Raw genomic sequence first — 19,175 nt, 5'->3', positions numbered from 1 at the left:
ACTCTATTCATTTAATGTTTTATTCAACTTTTTTAACAATTTTCCTGCCTTTCCTTTAAGACTTATTTGTGAGCCGAGAACTTCTCTTGTATACCAGTCTATTATTGCTATGTATTTACTTCCAATCAATCTAGGATGAATAACTGTTTTTTAGACTAAATAACAATAACTTGTTTACCAATAATTTGTTCAAGTTATTGTATCTTACTTTTTTGATCCCATTCATAAAAAATTACAATCTCTCTTCTGCTTCTATCCAATCATTTAGAGAAGCACCATACTAACTTAATCCATTTTTTACATTTGTCAAGGTCCTTTAAACTATTTTTCTATAAACTTCTATCTCTCTTTCCACAATGTTTCTCCAAGTAAACTCTTTACTTCTTTCTATTAATTTACTTGCATCATATCCATGTACTAATACTTCAACCACTTTCTTAGCAAACCTTTCTTCAAAATTTTCCCCTTCTTGAACTACATACTCTGGAAAACCTATCGCTTCAGGTATCCCTCCATTACTACTTCCAATTACACAAGTCCCACACGCTTGCGCTTCGATTACCACGGCACCAAATCCTTCCTGCCTACTTGGTAAAACCATAACATCCATTGCGTTCATCCATTTTGCTACTTCTTGCTGAGATATCCTACCGGTAAAGATGATATTTAAACCTTCTGTTTCCTTTTTAATTTCCTCTCTCAACGGACCATCTCCAACTACTATGAAATATGTCTTTGGACATTCTTTAGCGATGAGATTAAATATTTCACCGAGCTTATCAGCTCTCTTCACTAACACGAGATATCCAACAAAGCCAACATACTTGTAATCGTCTTTGTATATTTTAAGTTCATTCCTTATTTCTTTCTTAACCAAAGGTTTAAATATTTCATTATTATATCCATTTGGTATTACTACACCATTTTTGCCAGAATAACCCAGTGACTTTGCTTTTTCTAAAAGGGCATTGCTAACAAAGATATTAGTCCAAGCTTTTTCAAGTACTTCAACGTAAATATCTCTTCTTTCTGGCATAAGTAAGTTTATGTCATCACCATGTAGGCTTACAACAAATGGTTTATCGTATTTATCTGCTAAAATCTTTGCAATTAATCCAGCAGGAATGCTAAACATTCCATGAGCGTGTATCAAATCGTAATCTTCTATTTTAAGTATTTTTTCAATTTCAACAGCGTATTTTTTAGCAGTTATACGATAACCGTTGAAAAATTTTTCTTTTAGTAAAGAGTTCATATTCCTATAAATTGAAGCAATTTTAAATTGGATATTTTCATATTCTTCGACAGGTTTTGGGTCTATTGTGGCTTTTTTTAATAGTTTTTTAATCAGTAAAACTAATTGATTATCTTCAAAAGATAAAGAGACTACATCGAATTCAACATTAAACTTTTCATATTTCTGCAATCTTCGAACAATAAAAATTCCAGAATTTAAATTAGAAGAAATTGGTGCAAGATTTGTTATGACAAGAGCTTTCATTTACTTTATACCTCCATTGTCCTAACACAATATTGAATTTCATATTTTCAAGGGAATTAATATGAGTTTTTATGAATAAAGTAAATTCGAATTCCGAATATCATCTGAAATATCATTGCCACCGGAAGTGATGACACCATTTTCGTTTATAAAAAGATACTCTTCGTTATCTGGTTCCAAATGCTTTATTTTACTTTCCATATTCTTAATTAGATTTGAACTTATGCGCTTATTACTAATTATTCCAGCTATACCACACATCTGATTTATTCCCTCATTTCAAAATAAAAAAGTTAGGATATACCTCTCAATACAACCAAAATTTTCTTACTCGAATCACCATTTCCGTAAACATTACTCGGATATTTCTTGTTCCTCTCACTCAAAATTTCTTCCGCTTTTTCATATATCTCTTCTTGTTTTGCCAACTTATTCCACCCGTTCTCTATTAACTCTCTCCACCCCGTGTCTTCCATTACCACTAACGCCCTTCTTCCACACCAATATGCCTCTTTTTGTAATCCTCCCGAATCTGTTATTACCATCCCACTTTTTTCTATAACACCCATCATATTCAAATAGTCCAGCGGTTCAGTTATTATTAAATCTTTCGTGTATCCTTCTAACCCATACTCTTTTATCTTCTTTTTCGTCCTCGGGTGTATCGGGAATATTATCTTCTTCTCTTTCCCTATCTTCGCTAATTGTTGAAGAATTGTCTCAAGTTTTTCCCTTACGTCTGTGTTGAAGTCCCTATGTATCGTACATACTATATATTCATCCTCTTTTAGTCTTAATTCTTCTAATTTTTCGTACTTAAACTGTGGCTTCATCTTTAAGAATAAATCGTACATCACATCACCTACAAAATACACTCCTTCTTCAATACCTTCTTTTTTCAAATTTTTTACCGCAAGTTCGCTTGGGCAGAATAATAAACTTGACACATGGTCGGTGAGAACTCTGTTTATCTCTTCTGGCATGTCTTTTGGTTTCTGCCTTATTCCTGCTTCGACATGTGCAACTGGTATTTTTAATTTTGAGCCCACCAGCGCACCTGCTAATGTGGTGTTTGTATCACCGTAAACCAATATCATATCAGGTTTTTCTTTAATTACAACTTTTTCAAATTCAATCATTATTTTACCAGTCATTTCCGCATGAGTACCGGAGCCTACGTTTAAGTTGTAATCAGGTTGCTTTATATTCAACACGCTGAAAAATACATCAGACATATTGTAATCGTAATGTTGACCAGAATGGACGAGTATTTCGGTAATTCCGGCTTCTTGAAATTCTTTATTTAGCATTGCTTCTTTGATTATCTGTGGGCGTGCTCCGACTAGTGATAGGATTTTCATTTTTAGTTACCACTCCTTTTGCTTTAATAAGTTTTCTATCTCTTTTTCTAACTCTGTTGCGAGATTTCTGTAAAGATATCTTTCTAAAACTTCTTTACGCTTTTGAATGTTTATTTCAATTTTCTCTTTATTTGCCAATTCTATGATGTAATCAGCCATCTCGTTAGTTTGATTTTTTTCAAAAACTTTTGAAACACCATCACATTCTATTTCATCTCGCATTTCCCAATTTTTAGGACCTATAACTAATATAGGTTTGTCAGTGGCAAGATATTCATAGACTTTTCCTGTTCTGATTGATTTGCCTTCTTCTGGGTTTTCACCAGTGTAAACTACTAAAAGTAATACATCAGAAACGGATTGCAAATTAAGAGCTTCGTCTCGGGTTAACATTCCATGATTGTTAAGTAAGCTACCTAAATTCCTTTTCGAAAACTCTTCAGATACAATTCTGTAATCTTTTCCGGCATAGCTGAAAGTAAAATTAATATTCGGTGCTTTTTCTTTAGATAATTTTAATGCTTCAACAAAATATGAAATTTCTCTTTTTTCATTGTAAATGGAGCCAGTATACGAAATATTTAGATATTCTTTTCTTTTCGTTTTATGTTGATTTAAATTAAACATACAATCTCCATCGTATCCATTTGGAAGGAAAATAACTTTCTTTTTGACTAGTTTTTCATATTCTTTCTGCATTTGTTTTGTCACGACTATAATTGCATCAGCTTTTTTAAGTATTTTTTTCGTTTGACTTTTAAAAAATGTATTTTTATAAGAAGAAATATCAAATGAAGGGTCTCTAAAGTCTGCTAACCAAATTAGATTTTTGTATCTTTTTTTGAAATAATTGCCTATCTTAAGTGTAAACCATGGACCGTACGTTGTTATAAGTATTGTTTTTTTACTATTTCTAATAATTTCGTCAATAAAATTTTTGTACTTAAAAATATCGTGATAAAGCATTCCACCAGATGAAACCGGGAATAATTTTTCTAAAATAGGGTTTAATTTTGATTTCAATCCTTGATTAAGTAAAGTTTTTTTATTTGGAAAATTATTTAAAATTCTATTTGATTCATTCAAATATGGATTTTTCGCATAAAATTTTAAAGGAATTTCTATCAGATATGAATTTCCGATGTCAAAAGACTTTTCGAAACCTGATTCAGGAAAAGAACTTGTAATTAAAGTTACTCTATTGTTTTTGGACAGATATTTAGCTAATCTTTCCCATCTTAATGAAGATATATTAGACCATTTAGGAGAAAAAGGAGAGATAATTAAAATATTAATGTTTTCAAATCGAATACCTCCTTAAAAATCGATGATTTTGTTAACCAAAGGTATTGATAAATTTCAAAAATCATATTATCTTCTTAAATAGGGGACACCCCCCAATATACTCTCAATAAGGAGGTATCCCGACATGACTAATATCCAACTCAAATGCCCTCATTGTGGCTCTTCTAACTTCATCAAAAACGGTCATGATAAGTTCAAAAACCAAATCTTCTTTTGCAAAGACTGCAAGCGTTACTTTAAACTTTCCTTCACTAAAAAACACAAACTCTTCTCTTTCCCTTACCCTCGTTGTGTTCATTGTAACCATGTCATGGAAATTTACAAAATCCGCCGTTATTTCGTTCGTTTCAGATGCAGAAAGTGCAACTTCAAAACTTCTGTTCCACTTTCTCTTCCTCAGCCTGTGCCTTTCAACTTTCATCCTTTCAAATTCTTCCGTTTCCCTATCTATATCATTCTCAAAGCTTTCATCTTGTACTTCAAATACAACCTTTCTCTTCGTGCTATTAAAGCTTGCTTGAATATCAATGTCTCTCATGTCGCTATTTACAAATGGATTATCAAGTTATCTTCTGTTATTTCGCTTTTTGAGTTTGAGAATGTATTTAAAGTTCATGGTAGTGAAGTCTAAATAGAGTTAATAACCGATGGACTAAAAGCGTACAAGTTAGCATTAAGACAAAATTTTAATAATGTTGAGCACAGAGAAGTAAGATTAGATAAAAACAACGAACGTAAATTGAAATTTTCGTTATTTAAGATGTTTGTTAGAGCGAAAAGGAGCTTCAAGAAATTTGGCAACATATTTAGCTTCCATCATTATTACTAGTTAACAGCATCTTCAAATTTGAAGTTTTAATCCTAATAGATATTATGCACTCACAAATTGATAATATAATTATCTTGGAATTTAACATTAGGTACAATATTTGAAGTTTTAAATGAAAGTTGATAACGTATCTGAAATTTTCTTCAAACATGCTCCCATTGTAATCCACCCCCTAGAAAATTTTGTGAAAAAAGAAGATGAATTATTAAATTAATCAAAAAGTGTGATTCACGTAAAAATAAAAAATGTTCGCCTGATTTTAAACTTCAAAATATAAAGAATATCTTAACTCTGGTTTGTCTTTAATTTATATTATAAGTAATTAAGTAATTTTGATATTCCTTTTTCCAATAACATTATAGGTTAAGTTTTACGTTGATTTTGACTATAATTATTATATTTTAAACTTTAAAAAGTGCAAGCCTAAAGTCCATTATTTCTTGAAGTTCTAAGGTTTTTCTTATTACGATACTATAATATTTTTTGATATTTGATATTGAAATAAACAAAAGAAAATCAACAATGAGAAAAATATTAAAAGATTAAGAAAAAAATTGAACCTTAGCATTTATGAAAGAATCAAATGTTACGCATGAATTTAGTTCATTAAAATACTTGACACCAAAAATTATATTCAATCTCTTTTCAACATCAAATAATGAAGCAAAAGACTTAGAAGTAAAATTAGAAAAACTTACAGTAAGCGAAAATAGGAGTTTTCCTTATTTCTTTTCCTATTTTTAGAGGTAGGAATTAGCTTTATATGAGTAACATAAATTTTAAATGCCTTTATTTTATTTCTTCTAGTATTATCTTCTAATATCACATTAAGGCTATATAAATACAAATATTCTGAATTGAAGTTTTTTTGTTTAAGTTATTTGTGAGTAAAAAAACAAGTAGTTACTGCTTAATTCTTAACATTCTTAGTTAGAAACAATAGTTTTAATAGCATTTTTAATATTAGCAATAACAATATCTGCATCAAACTTTTCAGCTGTTTTGGCAATTTCCTCAGGTGTTCCAAATTTTAGTTTTCCATTTATAATCTTTTCCATTAAGCTTACAAATTCATTTAAGTTACCATCTTCATACAAGTATCCATTAACACCTGATATAACGATATCTTCCGGACCTGTACTACAATTTGACGAAATTACAGGAATTCCCCTTTGAATAGCTTCAATAAGTACGGTTGGTAACCCTTCCCATCTAGAAGTTAAAAGCAAAGCAGTTACTTCTTCTAAATTTTCATAAGGATCCTTTTTAAAACCTTTCCATTCAATTTTGTCTTCTATTTTTAATTTTTTAGCCAAATTAATTAGTTTATTCTTATCCGGACCTTCACCAATTATTATAAGTTTCCATTTATTCTTTATTTTACTTAATCCCTTAAGCATAAAAGAAATATTTTTCTGATGATCTTCAATTCTACCAACATAGAGAAATATAGGATTATTTGGTCGTCTAACAAGTTTTCCTTCGTACTTACTTATAGGATTAAAAACTGTAAAAACTTTAGCATTTGGATTGTACGAAAGAATAATATTTCTTATACCGGTAGATATTGCCAGAAAAGCATCAGCGGAATTAAGTGCTTTAGTTATTTCTTTTCTCAGCAAAAATCTGGTTTTCCCATATTTCAAAAAATTTATTAGTTGTGCGTGGTCCCAATAAACAATTTTTGTGTTTAAATTCAAACTTTCAACTGCATTTCGTGCACTTAACACCAAAAATGGATCAGTAACTAAAATTAAGTCTGGGTTAAAATTAAGTTTCTTAAAGTATTCTTTTAACATACCATTATCGATTAGAAAATCTCTAAACGAAATCTTACTTAAAATGATGGACAACCTTCTTACAAAATTATTCTTGTATGGGGAAAATCTATGAATATTGTAATTTTTAAATTCATCTAAAATTTTATTTGATAATAATTTCTTGGTATAAGCTACTGAAATTATTGTAAATTCAAATTTTTTTTGTGCTAAATTTTGAAATAATGTTAAAATTATTTTCTCATAACCTCCAAAGGTATCAAACAAATTTGAAGATAAAAGCACTAATTTCACCATATCACCTCTCTGAAAAATTGCGATGTTGTTAATCAAAGGTATTGATAAATTTCAAAAATCATATTATCTTTTTAAATAGAGGACACTTCCTAAAATACTCTCGGCTCTTCTAACTTCATCAAAAGCGGTCATGATAAATTCAAAAACCAAATGTTATTTTGCAAAGATTGCAAGTGTTACTTTAAACTTACCTTCTCCAAAAAACGCAAACTATTCTCTTTTCCTCAAATACAACCTTTCTCTTCGTGCTATTAAAGCTTGTTTGAATATCAATGTCTCTCATCTTGCTATTTACAAATGGATTATCAAGTTATCTTCTGTTATTTCGCTTTTTGAGTTTGAGAATGTTTTTAAAGTTCATGGTAGTGAAGTCTAAATAAAGTTAATAACCGATGGACTAAAAGCGTACGAGATAGCAGTGAAACTAAATTTTGATAATGTTGAGCACAGAGAAGTAAGACTAGGTAAAAACAACGAATGTGAATCGAAATTTTCGTTATTTAAGGTGTTTGTGAAAGCGAAAAGGAGCTTCAAGAAATTTAGCAACATAAAAGTACTATATAGTGATGAATTTATGCAAATTATATGAGAAGAAAATGATATGAGTATTGCTTTAGCTTCCATAATCACTAATAGTTAACAGTGTCAAAATTGCAACTTTTTTAAATAAAGTATTAAAAATTTTCGAAAACTAAATTGTTTTCTTAAATAGAAAACACCCCTAAAATATTTTCCAACAAAGAGGAGTCTCTATATAAATAACTCGAATTCTAAATCCTATCATTGGAGTTCTTCTAACATCATTTTAGGGCAATTTAAAAAAAACGAATATGAATTGAATTCTTAGTTATTCACAAGCGCAGAAATGAATTTCATAAAATTTGGCAACAACAATTACTATACAACTAGTAAAGTATATAATTTAACAACAAAAAGTACGTTTATAGAGAATTGCGCAAAAAAGAAAAAGTTACTATAAAAATTACCAAGATAAAATTTTAATTATGTCATCAATAATCATTTTATTATCATAGATATTACGGAATTCTCTAAATATATTCGTGTAATCTATTTTTTCTTCTAAAGCATCAATACATTTTTTTGCAAATTCTTGTGGTTCTCTAGCGTTTGGTACTAGTTTCTCAAGTCCAGCACCTAAAAGAGCTTCAGGCCTTGCTACAACCTTTTTTTCATACTTTAATGCTTCTATAAGCTTTAATTTTATACCTGATGAACTAAACAAAGGAACAACAACTAAATCTGATATTTTATATAACTGGGTCATTGAAGGAACATTTGGATACAGTATTATATCATTATTTCTTTTTGATAAATTAATAATTTCCTTAGAAGGATTCTTACCTGCAATTATAAAACAAGCATTTAACTTATTTTTTATAATCGGAAAAACTTCTTTAGCGAACCAAATTGTTGGTTTTACATTTTGTGGTATTCCTAAGCTGCCGGTGAATAAAATTTTATACTGGTAATTTTTAAGTTTATCATCAAAATCGCAAAGTTTCTCTTCTTTGTTTAATTTCAATTCAGGTATCAGGGGAGGAATCCAAAAAACGTTAGCTCTAGGATTTATTTTTCTTAAATACTCTACCTCATGTTTGGAGACAGAAACTATGTTATCGACGCTCTTAATAAAATCAACTTCTATATTTTTTAATTTTTTATAGCTAAAGTAATAAAAGAATTTCTCTACTGGATTTCTTGCTTCTTTAGACATATTTTTAAAATACAAGTAATCGATATTATGACTCCAATAAATAATCTTGTAATTGTAGTCGTTTATATGTTTTATTAATTTTCTATATAAATGAAATGAGAAACTATGATTGAATATGATAGCATCGTATTTAGCATTATTTATGCTTACAATGAATTTTTTTAAGTCTTTATCATTTATATCGTTTCTTACCATAGTATAAACATCTTTTGAGAAAAAAGATTTAAGTAGAGCTCTCCATTTACTATTTATTTGGTAATTATAAACTTTGTTAAAAATTCCAGAATCAATTAAATCCTTAGCCGAATATTTTTCATCTTCTGGAACCATAATATCTGATTCTACGTTATAAAAATTCTTCAGAAAATATGCCAAATAAATAACAACCATTGAGTATCCATCCTTAGGTGGATAAGTCAAACTTAAAGGGGCGACCATTAATATTTTCACAACTTTTCCTCCTTTTCGAATAGATAAGAATTTCTCTTCTTATTGCTCGGTTTATTTTAACATTCATTCATCTTTTCATAAATAATTTTAGCTACAACATTTCTATCATACGATCTAGCAATAGAAGAGAAATCTATATTTACAGACTCTAGGTACTTTATTGATTCATTCAAAGAACGTGCCATATTATCAAAATCAAAAATTAGTTTTGCATCAATTGTTGAAAGAAATTCAGTCGCTCCACCAGATTTATTGCTGGCAATTACTGGAATGTTTAGTGCCATAGCTTCCAAAATCACAATACCAAATCCTTCAAGGGATTTTGACGGTAAAATATACACATCGCTTGCTCTTAAATATTTTGGTAAAAGATCTTCTTGAACATAACCTAAAAACCTCGCGTTCTTAATATTAGAACATTTTTGCTTAACTTTAGCTTCGAGTTCGCCTTTTCCGATAATAATAAGAAAATAATCATTTTTATAATGGAGATTTATATATTCGAAAGCTTCCAATAATTCTAAAACGCCTGTTCTATCAGTTAATCGCCTAGTTGTGATAAGAATCTTTTTGTCAACTGGTAAATTAAGTTGTCTTCTTAACTCAAATTTATCAACAGCAGAAAAACTTGCAAACTTCTCATAATCAAAAATGGGAGGAACTATTTCTATATTTTTTCCACCATACTTATTTACCCATTCTTTCATATAATTGCTTAAAACAAAAATCTTGTTGTTTTTTTTCAAAACAATTTTTTGAATTAAATATCTTAAAAATAGTCCTAAAGAGTTTGAATTTGGTTTTAGTCTATATTCTTCAGGAAAAGGGCCGTGGAAAAAATAAATTTTTTTATTTTTAAGGAAAGAATAAAATACTCCAAGTACGGGATGATGAATGTAAAGTATATCATCATTTTTGATGAATTTATAACTTCTAATTATATCTAAAAGATTATTTATCTCAAATATTTTATTACGTTTTTTTTCTGAGAGATAAAAATCGTTATGTTCTTTTACTGAATACTCATTAGAAGATGTTCTTGTTATTAACAAATAATCAATGTTATTCTTACTAAAACCAACTAAAGTATCGTATACTAGCTTTGCAGATCCCCCGACATAATTAGGATAAGTAAAATCTGAGATTATTATAACTCTTCTCATTTCTTGTACCCTCCAATAAAAAAGCCGTATTATCAACCAAAAAGTTGGACAAATAATATGTATAAGAAATAAGCAATAAAACTTTTCGACACATTACTAATCTAGCTTGTCAAATACAGTTCTTTATGTTTCACTAGAAACTTTTCATATTCAAATTCTTTTGCTCTTTCAACAGCTTTCGAAAATATGTTTTTGCATATTTGTTCTAAATTGTCTAATATAAAAAATATCGTTTGCGCAATTTTATCATTGTCGAAGTCTACAAGGAACCCGTTTATTTTATCTTGTATGATATCTTCAGGTCCTCCGCATTTTGTTGAAACTACAATCTTTCCAAGTGACATCGCTTCTAAAATTACGAGACCAAAACCTTCTTCATTCGAAGTTAGCAAAAACACATCAAAGTCTGCCATTAATTCTATCGCATCTTCTCTAAAGCCTAGAATTTTAACCTTGTCCTTTAATATAGGGTTTTCATCTATATATTTCTTAATTAGATTAGCATAATCATCTTCTTCGACAATATTTCCTCCTACCCATACAAAAACAACATCCTCTCTTTCTTTTAATACTTTTTCTGCAATTTCAAGAAATCTCATTGGATTTTTTGGCTTATCTAATCTTGCCACGTTACCTATGATTTTAATATTATCTGGTATATTTAGTTCTTTTCTGAGTTTTCCTTTTTGAACGTTTTCGATTGGTAATATTGCGTTCGGTATTATGACATACTGGTGTGGTTTACCAATTTTATACTTCTCTGCTTTTTGTTTTTCTTTATTACCAAGAAATACAAGATTGTCTGAATATTTTGCAGCAATACGCTCTGCTAGAATTAAAAGTTTTTTCTTAAGTCCGTTATATTGTTCTATTCCCCAAAAACCATGATAGGTGTAAATGACTTTTTTTACACCACATTTTTTTGCCGCTATTCTTCCTAATATACCTGCCTTTGATGAATGGATATGAACTATGTCATAATTCCCTTTTTTGATGAGCTTTTTTATTTCAAAATAAGCTTTCAAATCTTTTATAGGACTTATTTCTCGAACAAGGTTTTCCAGTACATAATATTTTACACCTATCTTTTCCAATTCCTCAAATAACATTCCATTTTCTTTTCCAGCGGCAACTTCGACTTCGAATTGGTCGGAATAATTATTTTTTAGTCCGTAAACTATGTTGTACAAAATTTTTTGAACTCCAGTCCAATCTGAACGAGTGATAATGTGTAAGACTCTTTTTTTCAATCAATTCACTCCTCTCATTTTTTTAGCTACTTCCCTAATCTTTTCAATATTTTCAATATTTTTTCATGTAAATTAATACTCCATTTTTACTTTGAACAACTATTATATCATCTAATCATATTGTTGATTAAGCTTAAATTAAAAATGATTTTTATAACTCTATATTTACTTCATTTCGATTTTCAGAGAAATTTCGAATGGGTTGATTATATATGGTAAGTTAAAATCATATGTTAACTTATAAAATAAATTAATATTTATGATTCTAAGAATCCTAGTTTAATCAAAATTATGTTTTTATACGGTATCCATTCTTTGGCATGAACTGCGAACATTAGCCAGATTATCAAGGAAAGTAAATAAACAAATATTAAAATTATAAATAATAAACCTTTAAATTCTATTTCTCTTAATAATTTCTCAAGACGGGTAAATGAGACAACTTGAATAATAGAAAAGTATAAAGCTAATCTATCTGCAAAAGTAAATTTTAATAATGATATAGAAGATAAAATAAAGACAAAAATGGAAATCCATAACCATAACTTACTGTCTTTATATCGTTCCTCAAAATGTTGTTCCTCAAATTTCTTGTAAAAAATAATGTAAATTGTTGCTGGAATAAGATTCATAATTCCTCTTAAAATTCCTCCCTCTGAAAACATGGGATTTTCAATGTAGAAAGTATAAAGTCTGGAAAAGAGTGGCAAAAGGCTCACAAAGATAGAAATTGCAAGCAAAATAAGGTAAAGTAAATATTTAGATTTTTTTATATAAAAGAAGAAAAGAAACAAACCAATTACTGAAGTCTTATGAAAAAACATAGCAAAAATTTGGAGTAATAATGACTTCCACAATTTTCCATTATTATTCAAGTTTACTAAGCTAAGCAAAATAAAACCCAATGCTACTGATTGTCGAGTGTAACCATTTGCCACAACCATTATAAGATATGGATAAGAAATTAACAATCCAAGATAGAAGCTTCTATCGTTTTCCAAATATTCCAAAAATTTAAAAAGCCCTAAAAGAAAAATAAAGCCACAGAATGTATTTACCCCATAAATCCCGAAACCTAATTTGCTTGAGAACCAATTTATAAAATTGTATCCAAAATCTGATAGCCAAATTGAATTAAATGAAAAATCTATTCCATTTACTGCTATATCTTTGTACCACCATAAATAAGTATCCCAATCACCTCCAACTTCATGTCTTAGTCCAATAAAAAGTAATAGAAAAACAAAAATAACAGTTTTTATTAGCTTTTCCGAATTTTTATCAAAATCAAACTCATAGTGGAGTAATGTTAGAAAAAGCAAAACCGAGAAGATAAAAAAATATGTAAACATATTTTATATCACTCCTGGATTTAAAATTAACAATAACAGTTTCTATTTCAAAGTAATTTAAAATGAAAACTTGTAAATTATCTTAAAAGAAATTCAAATCTTCTTAAGCGCTTCCCTAATCTTCTCAACTTCTTCAGCTTTGCAAACTAATATCCCATTCTCACTCTCAACAACTATTATATCATCTATCCCTATCACTATCGTTGGTTTGGTTGTAAGTACAAATGCGTTTTGTGAGTCTATGGTCGCTGAATTCTTTGAATTGCTTACTCCTAATTCTTTCAGTGATTTAAAATTCCCAACATCTGACCATATGAATTCGGATTTGATTGTGTATATTCTGTCTGCTTTTTCCATGAGTGCGTAATCTATGCTTATCGATGGTACTTGTTCGTAAATTTTTTCTATATCTTTCTCTTTTAAGAATGGTTCTATAACTTCTAATGCGTGTTTTTTCATTTGTTCGATGAAATACTCTGCTTTCCACATGAACATTCCACTATTCCAAAAGTAATTGCCTTGGTTTATGTAAAACTGCGCTGTTTCGTAATTTGGTTTTTCGTGGAATTTTTTGGCTATGGATATGTTTTGTTCAATTTGTTCACCTGATTCTATGTAACCATAGCCTGTCTCAATTCGAGTTGGTTTTATTCCAAAGGTTATTATACCATCATTTCTCTTCAAAAATTGCTCGGCAGTTTCAACAATTTGCCAGAATTTTTCAATTTCTGGGATGTAATGGTCTGATGGAACAACTAAAATTATTTCTTCTGGGTCCATTTTCAATGTCCCATATGTACATGCTGGTGCTGTGTTTTTCTTGAGTGGCTCAGAGAGAATGTTTTTTTTTGGAATTTCAGGAATTTCTTGGTGAGTGAGTTCGGTATAAATTTTATTTGTGACTATGAAAATGTCTTCTGGTTTTAATTTGAATGAAAGTCTTTCGAAAGTTTCTCTGAGAAGAGTTTTGTCAGAGAAAAGTTTCAAAAATTGTTTTGGAGTTTCTTTAGTCGATAGTGGCCAGAATCTCTCGCCACTTCCACCTGCTAGGATTATTGCTTTCATATGTTTTCCTCCAGATTTTTTGATATTTCGATTGCGTAATTTATTATAATTATAATCAAAAAATTTTTCAAGTCAAATTATTATTCAAATTTATACATTGTGGCAATACAGAGTTAATTTTTGAGTGGAGTGTCTTTGTTTTTTTATCGATTTTCTAAAGAGTGTTTACTATTGTTTTTATTTTTTAGCAATCTTTCTAAAAATTCTTCTATACTTTTTCTAGATAGTTCATCAACGTAATTGTTGAATCTGTCATCTGTATGGGCTTTGACTTTTAGAAAGCTTACTTTTATTGTTTCACGCATTTCTCTTAATTTTCTCACGTATGAGTTTATACTCGGGTTTTTAGTCTTTCTATACGAAAATGCGAACATTGGTATTTCATTGTAATCGTGTATAATTGTGACTTCTTGTATACCCTGATTTTGGCAGTATTCTAGTGCTTTTATTACTCCAATTAGCTCGGCTGTTACGGAATTGCCATTTCTTAATATCATTGCTTCTTTTTGTGCAAATTTTATTTCTTCATTTTCAACAACAGCAAATGCATAACCTGCTAAATTTAATGATTCGTTGTAAGAACCATCGACGTAGATTTTCATACCCAATCCCCTTTCTTTTCTGTTATTTTCGAACTATTTCCAATGCTTTTTGCATTACTTCATCTTTTTCTCCATTTAGGTAATTTATCCTGGCTTGTGTTGTGATTTGGATGGTGTGGTCTGGCTCTAGTGGTTTGTCGCCGTCTGGTTCGTTTATTTTTGATGTTGGAAAAGTTAAGGCCAGCCTTATGCTATCTAAATATTGGTACGTTATGTCCGTTGTGTGGTTGATTTTTGTTAATGTTGGTTCGCCTATTGTTCTGCCTGGGTTGAGTTTTTTGAATGTGTAAGCGAAATCAAGCGCTGCGTTGTTTGTATATTTGTCAAATAGAAGCCAAACTTCTGCTTTTATGTTTGGCTCTCTTGGTTTGAATTCATGTGAGAATGTTTGGTTTAGGATTTCTCCTGTGGATTGTGTGAATTCTATGCCGTATTTTTCAAGTGTCTTTAAGATGTACGCTGTGTTAATTAATGATATATTGCGTGTAAACTTTATGTTGCTTTGTATGAGATGTTCGTAGATCTCCTTGAAGATGTTGAAGTCCTGGGCTTGGGAGTTTCGGATGTCGATGATGATTTTTTTCAAGTCTTTGTTGTATATTATTGTGTTGTCAAGGAATTCGCGAAATCTGTTGTAAGATGTACCTGAGAGTGAGAATGTGCGAATCTTTATAATCCCCACATCGTCTATGTGTTCAAAGGTGTACGGTGGCTCTGAACCGATTGATTGGTACTTTGCGCTTAAGGTTGGATAGCTGAAGAGTGTTACCGTTTTTACTTTTTCGGTTTGTTGTTGGTTTTCAAATGTGTATTGCACTTCATATTCTTCTTGGTTGTAGAATATCCATACGAATCTTTGTTTTTTCCAAAGCAGTTCTGGTGAGAGCCAGATTAGTTGAGAAAGTTGTTGTTCTCTAAGTTCGTAATTTTCTCCTGAGGTGTAAGGAAGGAGTTGGTCTATTAGATTTTCTATTGGAATTTTGTTTACCGATAGTATTTTGGCGCCTGCAGGGATTTTGTCTGTCGCTGTTGATGTGACTATTGCGTTTTTATCGATGATTTGTACTCTGAATGGAAGAACGCTGTAGACAGGTTCTGATGGCACCAAGAACCTTAGGTTTTGGTCGTTAACAGCTGAGAGGATTGGCTGAATTAGTGAAAAAGCCTTTATTGGAAGTACTTTTTTGGTTTTTTCGTGCTTTAGGTTGTTGATAAGTGTTTGGATTTGTTGCATTTTTTCTTTAGGAAGTTTTTCTGGGTATATTTCAGTTAGTATTCTTTCCAAATACGCTGTGTTTTCGATGACGTTTTCAACGGGTACAAGGCGTTTTTGGTACTTGTACAGCTCGATAATCCATGAGAGAACGAATGTCGTTACAAGACCAGAGATGATGAAAATGAAGATGAGTTTAGCCCCTATGCGCAATGTTGCTTCCCCCTTCTTTGTTTTTGTTTTTTGCTTTTTGCTTTTGTTTTTTTGGTTGTTATCTGTTTCAGATTGATTATATCATTTTATGGAAGGTTTTTGAAGGATAATATAATGTGATAAAATTTTAATAAAGTATGTATTTATGAGTGAGAAGTTGTTAACTAGTAGTGATGATGGAAGCTAAAGCTGTAATCATCTCATTTTCGTTCTCATATAACTTGCATAGGTTCCTTACTACACAAAAACCATTTACATAGTACCGTATGTTGCTAAATTTCTTGAAGCTCCTTTTCGCTCTAACAAACATCTTAAATAACGAAAATTTCGATTCACATTCGTTGTTTTTACCTAGTCTTACTTCTCTGTGCTCAACATTATCAAAATTTAGTTTCACTGCTATCTCGTACGCTTTTAGTCCATCGGTTATTAACTCTATTTGTGTGTTTTGTTTTCTTTGACTAAAGTATTTATCTAACAATATCTTAACTTGTGACATATCACGATATCTTGATACATGCCAAGCTACTATTAAATTCGTACCATGCTCAACTAATAGCCACACATAGTACTTTTTGTCTCGAAATACAATAACTGTTTCATCACCGTGAACTTTAAATACATTCTCAAACTCAAAAAGCGAAATAACAGAAGATAACTTGATAATCCATTTGTAAATAGCGACATGAGAGACATTGATATTCAAGCAAGCTTTAATAGCACGAAGAGAAAGGTTGTATTTGAAGTACAAGATGAAAGCTTTGAGAATGATATAGATAGGGAAACGGAAGAATTTGAAAGGATGAAAGTTGAAAGGCACAGGCTGAGGAAGAGAAAGTGGAACAGAAGTTTTGAAGTTGCACTTTCTGCATCTGAAACGAACGAAATAACGGCGGATTTTGTAAATTTCCATGACATGGTTACAATGAACACAACGAGGGTAAGGGAAAGAGAAAAGTTTGTGTTTTTTGGTGAAAGAAAGTTTAAAGTAACGCTTGCAGTCTTTGCAAAAGAAGATTTGGTTTTTGAATTTATCATGACCATTTTTGATGAAGTTAGAAGAGCCGCAATGAGGGCATTTGAGTTGGATATTAGTCATGTCGGGATACCTCCTTATTGAGAGTATATTGGGGGGTGTCCCCTATTTAAGAAGATAATATGATTTTTGAAATTTATCAATACCTTTGGTTAACAAAATCATGAGTGATAAGGGGTGAGTTGAGTTGAATGTTTTGGCAATTGATTGTGGTACTCAGAGTTTGAGGGCCATTGTGTTTTCGCACGAAGGGGAGATGTTGGCAAAGGAGAAAGTTGAATTTGAACCGTATTATTCACTCGATGTGGGATGGGCGGAGCAAAATCCAAATGTTTTTTGGAATGCGCTGTGTAGTGCCACTAATAAGTTGGCAAAGGATTATCCGGTTATTTTTGATTCGATTCAAGGTGTAACACTTACAACGCAACGAGCCACAGTTGTTGTCGTGGATGAAAGAGGGGAGCCTTTGAGGAATGCTTTCATATGGCTCGATGAGCGCGAGGCAAAGGGAAAGCCGAAATTAACGTTTTGGGAGAATTTGGCGTTCTCTTTGATTGGCAAGAAACCAACTGCACATATGGCTTGGAGAAGAAGTAAGGCAAATTATATGAGGATATATGAACCGGAAATTTGGAAAAGGGTGCATAAGTACCTTTTGCTTTCTGGGTATTTGACTTACAAACTCACAGGTAAGTTTGTGGATTCCAAAGCGTCGCAGGTGGGGTATATACCTTTCGATTACAAAAGAAAAGATTGGATTTCTAATCCCAAACACTACAGATGGCGTTTGTTTGGAATTGAAAAGAATATGCTCCCGAATTTGGTTGAGCCAACTAAATTGCTTGGGTATGTGAATGAGCAGGCATCTAAGGAGACTGGTTTGAAGAAAGGGTTGCCTGTGATAGCGGCTGGGGCGGATAAGCAGTGTGAAACTTTAGCCGTTGGTTGTTTTTCACCAGAGGTTGCGAGCATCAGTTTAGGTACGACGGCTACGATCCAAACAACGACGGATAAATATATAGAGCCGTTGCCGTTTATGCCTTCTTATCCATCGGTTGTACCAGGGAAGTACAATCCTGAAATAGAAGTTTTCAGAGGATATTGGTTAATTTCATGGTTCAAAAAAGAATTCGCGCACCATGAAGTTAGGGAAGCTGAGATGTTGGGTACAACCGCCGAGAAGTTGCTCAATCAAAGGCTTAAAAACATTCCAGCTGGTAGTGAAGGGCTTATGTTACAACCGACTTGGACAGCAGGACTTGATAAGCCTTTCTCGAGGGGAGCGATAATTGGTTTTTCCGATAAGCACACGAGGATACATATATACAGAGCGATAATCGAAGGTATAAATTACGCTTTGATAGAAGGGGTTAAGAGTATAGAGAAGAAGACAAAGGTGAAGGTTAAGAAGATAGGGCTTTCAGGTGGTGGAGCGACGAGCGATGAGATATCGCAAATAACGGCTAATATGTTCGGAGTGCCTACGTACAAAGTGCAGACTAATGAAACTTCCGCTTTAGGCGCAGCGATTGCGGCTTTTATAGGGCTTGGGATGTACAATTCTGTCGAGGAATCAGTTAAAAATATGGTGCATATCCAGAAAGAATTCCATCCTGATATAGATGAGCATGAGGTGTATATGGAGTATTATAGAAAGGTTTATCTTAGAATATGGGATGCACTGGGGGATTTGTACAGAGAGCTCGATTCGATATCAAGAAAAATTAAAAAGATTTGATAAATGATTCAAAAAATTTTTTTATCTGTGGCCATTTTTGTCCTACTTCTTTGAAATCCGTGTTTTTTTCAGCATCTTCAAAGTAAACAAGGGCTTTTAAAAATATTGATGGGTTGTATTCTTTGAATTTTTGTTCGAACATAGAAATTAAATCATTGATGCTCCACTTGTATATGTTAATCAAAAACCACAAGTCAAAGAAGTCTTTTTTTTTAATCCTCTTTGAATTATGGCAGCCATTTTCATGCAGGCAATGTCTTCGTCACTTTTCTAATTATCGTTTCAGT

General features: G+C 31.3%; 18 protein-coding genes. 4 read left to right on the top strand and 14 right to left on the bottom strand.

Annotated features, from left to right (window positions below):
• Positions 1-316: 316 nt before the first annotated feature.
• The 4 genes from FNOD_RS02935 to FNOD_RS02920 form a co-directional block, all read right to left on the bottom strand.
• The gene (locus FNOD_RS02935) at positions 317-1,501 is read right to left on the bottom strand and encodes a glycosyltransferase family 4 protein (protein WP_011993748.1); all 1,185 of its coding nucleotides are present in this window, start codon (positions 1,499-1,501) and stop codon (positions 317-319) included.
• A gap of 69 nt (positions 1,502-1,570) precedes the next feature.
• Positions 1,571-1,762: a hypothetical protein gene (locus tag FNOD_RS02930; RefSeq protein ID WP_041256839.1), complete on the bottom strand. Its 192-nt coding sequence runs from the start codon at positions 1,760-1,762 to the stop codon at positions 1,571-1,573.
• Positions 1,763-1,794: 32 nt separating this feature from the next.
• Positions 1,795-2,862, bottom strand: a complete 1,068-nt coding sequence (wecB, locus tag FNOD_RS02925) for a non-hydrolyzing UDP-N-acetylglucosamine 2-epimerase (RefSeq protein WP_011993747.1) — start codon at positions 2,860-2,862, stop codon at positions 1,795-1,797.
• Between the two features lie 6 nt (positions 2,863-2,868).
• Positions 2,869-3,828, bottom strand: a complete 960-nt coding sequence (locus FNOD_RS02920; protein ID WP_187146495.1) for a glycosyltransferase family protein — start codon at positions 3,826-3,828, stop codon at positions 2,869-2,871.
• A 463-nt stretch (positions 3,829-4,291) separates the two neighbouring features.
• On the opposite strand from FNOD_RS02920, the gene FNOD_RS09980 reads away from it, so the two are divergent.
• Positions 4,292-4,798, top strand: coding sequence for an IS1/IS1595 family N-terminal zinc-binding domain-containing protein (locus tag FNOD_RS09980; protein WP_420794724.1), 507 nt, complete (start codon positions 4,292-4,294; stop codon positions 4,796-4,798).
• A gap of 1,124 nt (positions 4,799-5,922) precedes the next feature.
• On the opposite strand, the gene FNOD_RS09365 is transcribed toward FNOD_RS09980, so the two are convergent.
• Positions 5,923-7,068, bottom strand: a complete 1,146-nt coding sequence (locus FNOD_RS09365; protein ID WP_011993745.1) for a glycosyltransferase — start codon at positions 7,066-7,068, stop codon at positions 5,923-5,925.
• Positions 7,069-7,201: 133 nt separating this feature from the next.
• On the opposite strand from FNOD_RS09365, the gene FNOD_RS09830 reads away from it, so the two are divergent.
• Positions 7,202-7,447: a hypothetical protein gene (locus FNOD_RS09830; RefSeq protein ID WP_238374611.1), complete on the top strand. Its 246-nt coding sequence runs from the start codon at positions 7,202-7,204 to the stop codon at positions 7,445-7,447.
• 42 nt (positions 7,448-7,489) lie between these two features.
• Positions 7,490-7,660, top strand: a complete 171-nt coding sequence (locus FNOD_RS09825; RefSeq protein ID WP_238374610.1) for a DDE-type integrase/transposase/recombinase — start codon at positions 7,490-7,492, stop codon at positions 7,658-7,660.
• Positions 7,661-8,053: 393 nt separating this feature from the next.
• Here the strand turns inward: FNOD_RS09825 and FNOD_RS02900 are convergent, their stop codons facing one another.
• The 8 genes from FNOD_RS02900 to FNOD_RS09670 form a co-directional block, all read right to left on the bottom strand.
• On the bottom strand, positions 8,054-9,256 hold the full coding sequence (locus tag FNOD_RS02900) for a glycosyltransferase (RefSeq protein WP_011993744.1): 1,203 nt from the start codon (positions 9,254-9,256) through the stop codon (positions 8,054-8,056).
• 56 nt (positions 9,257-9,312) lie between these two features.
• Positions 9,313-10,419: a glycosyltransferase family 4 protein gene (locus tag FNOD_RS02895; protein ID WP_011993743.1), complete on the bottom strand. Its 1,107-nt coding sequence runs from the start codon at positions 10,417-10,419 to the stop codon at positions 9,313-9,315.
• 101 nt (positions 10,420-10,520) lie between these two features.
• On the bottom strand, positions 10,521-11,669 hold the full coding sequence (locus FNOD_RS02890; RefSeq protein WP_011993742.1) for a glycosyltransferase family 4 protein: 1,149 nt from the start codon (positions 11,667-11,669) through the stop codon (positions 10,521-10,523).
• Positions 11,670-11,926: 257 nt separating this feature from the next.
• Complete coding sequence (locus FNOD_RS02885) at positions 11,927-13,021, bottom strand: EpsG family protein (RefSeq protein ID WP_011993741.1); 1,095 nt, start codon at positions 13,019-13,021, stop codon at positions 11,927-11,929.
• Positions 13,022-13,114: 93 nt separating this feature from the next.
• A complete protein-coding gene (locus tag FNOD_RS02880; protein ID WP_011993740.1) occupies positions 13,115-14,086 on the bottom strand; it encodes a mannose-1-phosphate guanylyltransferase in 972 nt (323 codons plus the stop codon).
• A gap of 143 nt (positions 14,087-14,229) precedes the next feature.
• Entirely contained in the window at positions 14,230-14,688 is a 459-nt protein-coding gene (locus FNOD_RS02875; protein ID WP_011993739.1) for an RNase H family protein, read from the bottom strand.
• 22 nt (positions 14,689-14,710) lie between these two features.
• Positions 14,711-16,114 (bottom strand): S41 family peptidase, encoded by a 1,404-nt coding sequence (locus tag FNOD_RS02870; RefSeq protein WP_011993738.1) that lies wholly within the window; start codon positions 16,112-16,114, stop codon positions 14,711-14,713.
• Between the two features lie 160 nt (positions 16,115-16,274).
• Positions 16,275-17,213, bottom strand: a complete 939-nt coding sequence (locus FNOD_RS09670; protein ID WP_011993737.1) for a DDE-type integrase/transposase/recombinase — start codon at positions 17,211-17,213, stop codon at positions 16,275-16,277.
• A 124-nt stretch (positions 17,214-17,337) separates the two neighbouring features.
• Between FNOD_RS09670 and FNOD_RS02860 the strand changes: the two genes are divergently transcribed.
• On the top strand, positions 17,338-18,888 hold the full coding sequence (locus tag FNOD_RS02860; RefSeq protein WP_011993736.1) for an FGGY-family carbohydrate kinase: 1,551 nt from the start codon (positions 17,338-17,340) through the stop codon (positions 18,886-18,888).
• Here FNOD_RS02860 and FNOD_RS02855 read toward each other — a convergent pair.
• A complete protein-coding gene (locus tag FNOD_RS02855) occupies positions 18,875-19,072 on the bottom strand; it encodes a hypothetical protein (RefSeq protein WP_238374609.1) in 198 nt (65 codons plus the stop codon). The genes FNOD_RS02860 and FNOD_RS02855 overlap by 14 nt on opposite strands.
• Positions 19,073-19,175 lie beyond the last annotated feature (103 nt).

It is taken from the genome of Fervidobacterium nodosum Rt17-B1 (assembly GCF_000017545.1).
Classification (GTDB): Bacteria; Thermotogota; Thermotogae; order Thermotogales; family Fervidobacteriaceae; genus Fervidobacterium; species Fervidobacterium nodosum.
The sequence above is the reverse complement of the archived record's forward strand: the minus strand, read 5'-3'. Positions and strand labels throughout refer to the sequence as shown.

Excerpts from the sequence above, each read along its gene's own strand:
- FNOD_RS02935 (WP_011993748.1), bottom strand. The coding sequence starts at position 1,501 with ATGAAAGCTCTTGTCATAACAAATCTTGCACCAATTTCTTCTAATTTA.
- FNOD_RS02930 (WP_041256839.1), bottom strand. The coding sequence starts at position 1,762 with ATGTGTGGTATAGCTGGAATAATTAGTAATAAGCGCATAAGTTCAAAT.
- wecB (WP_011993747.1), bottom strand. The coding sequence starts at position 2,862 with ATGAAAATCCTATCACTAGTCGGAGCACGCCCACAGATAATCAAAGAA.
- FNOD_RS02920 (WP_187146495.1), bottom strand. The coding sequence starts at position 3,828 with ATGCTTTATCACGATATTTTTAAGTACAAAAATTTTATTGACGAAATT.
- FNOD_RS09980 (WP_420794724.1), top strand. The coding sequence starts at position 4,292 with ATGACTAATATCCAACTCAAATGCCCTCATTGTGGCTCTTCTAACTTC.
- FNOD_RS09830 (WP_238374611.1), top strand. The coding sequence starts at position 7,202 with ATGATAAATTCAAAAACCAAATGTTATTTTGCAAAGATTGCAAGTGTT.
- FNOD_RS02895 (WP_011993743.1), bottom strand. The coding sequence starts at position 10,419 with ATGAGAAGAGTTATAATAATCTCAGATTTTACTTATCCTAATTATGTC.
- FNOD_RS02885 (WP_011993741.1), bottom strand. The coding sequence starts at position 13,021 with ATGTTTACATATTTTTTTATCTTCTCGGTTTTGCTTTTTCTAACATTA.
- FNOD_RS02880 (WP_011993740.1), bottom strand. The coding sequence starts at position 14,086 with ATGAAAGCAATAATCCTAGCAGGTGGAAGTGGCGAGAGATTCTGGCCA.
- FNOD_RS02875 (WP_011993739.1), bottom strand. The coding sequence starts at position 14,688 with ATGAAAATCTACGTCGATGGTTCTTACAACGAATCATTAAATTTAGCA.
- FNOD_RS09670 (WP_011993737.1), bottom strand. The coding sequence starts at position 17,213 with ATGACTAATATCCAACTCAAATGCCCTCATTGCGGCTCTTCTAACTTC.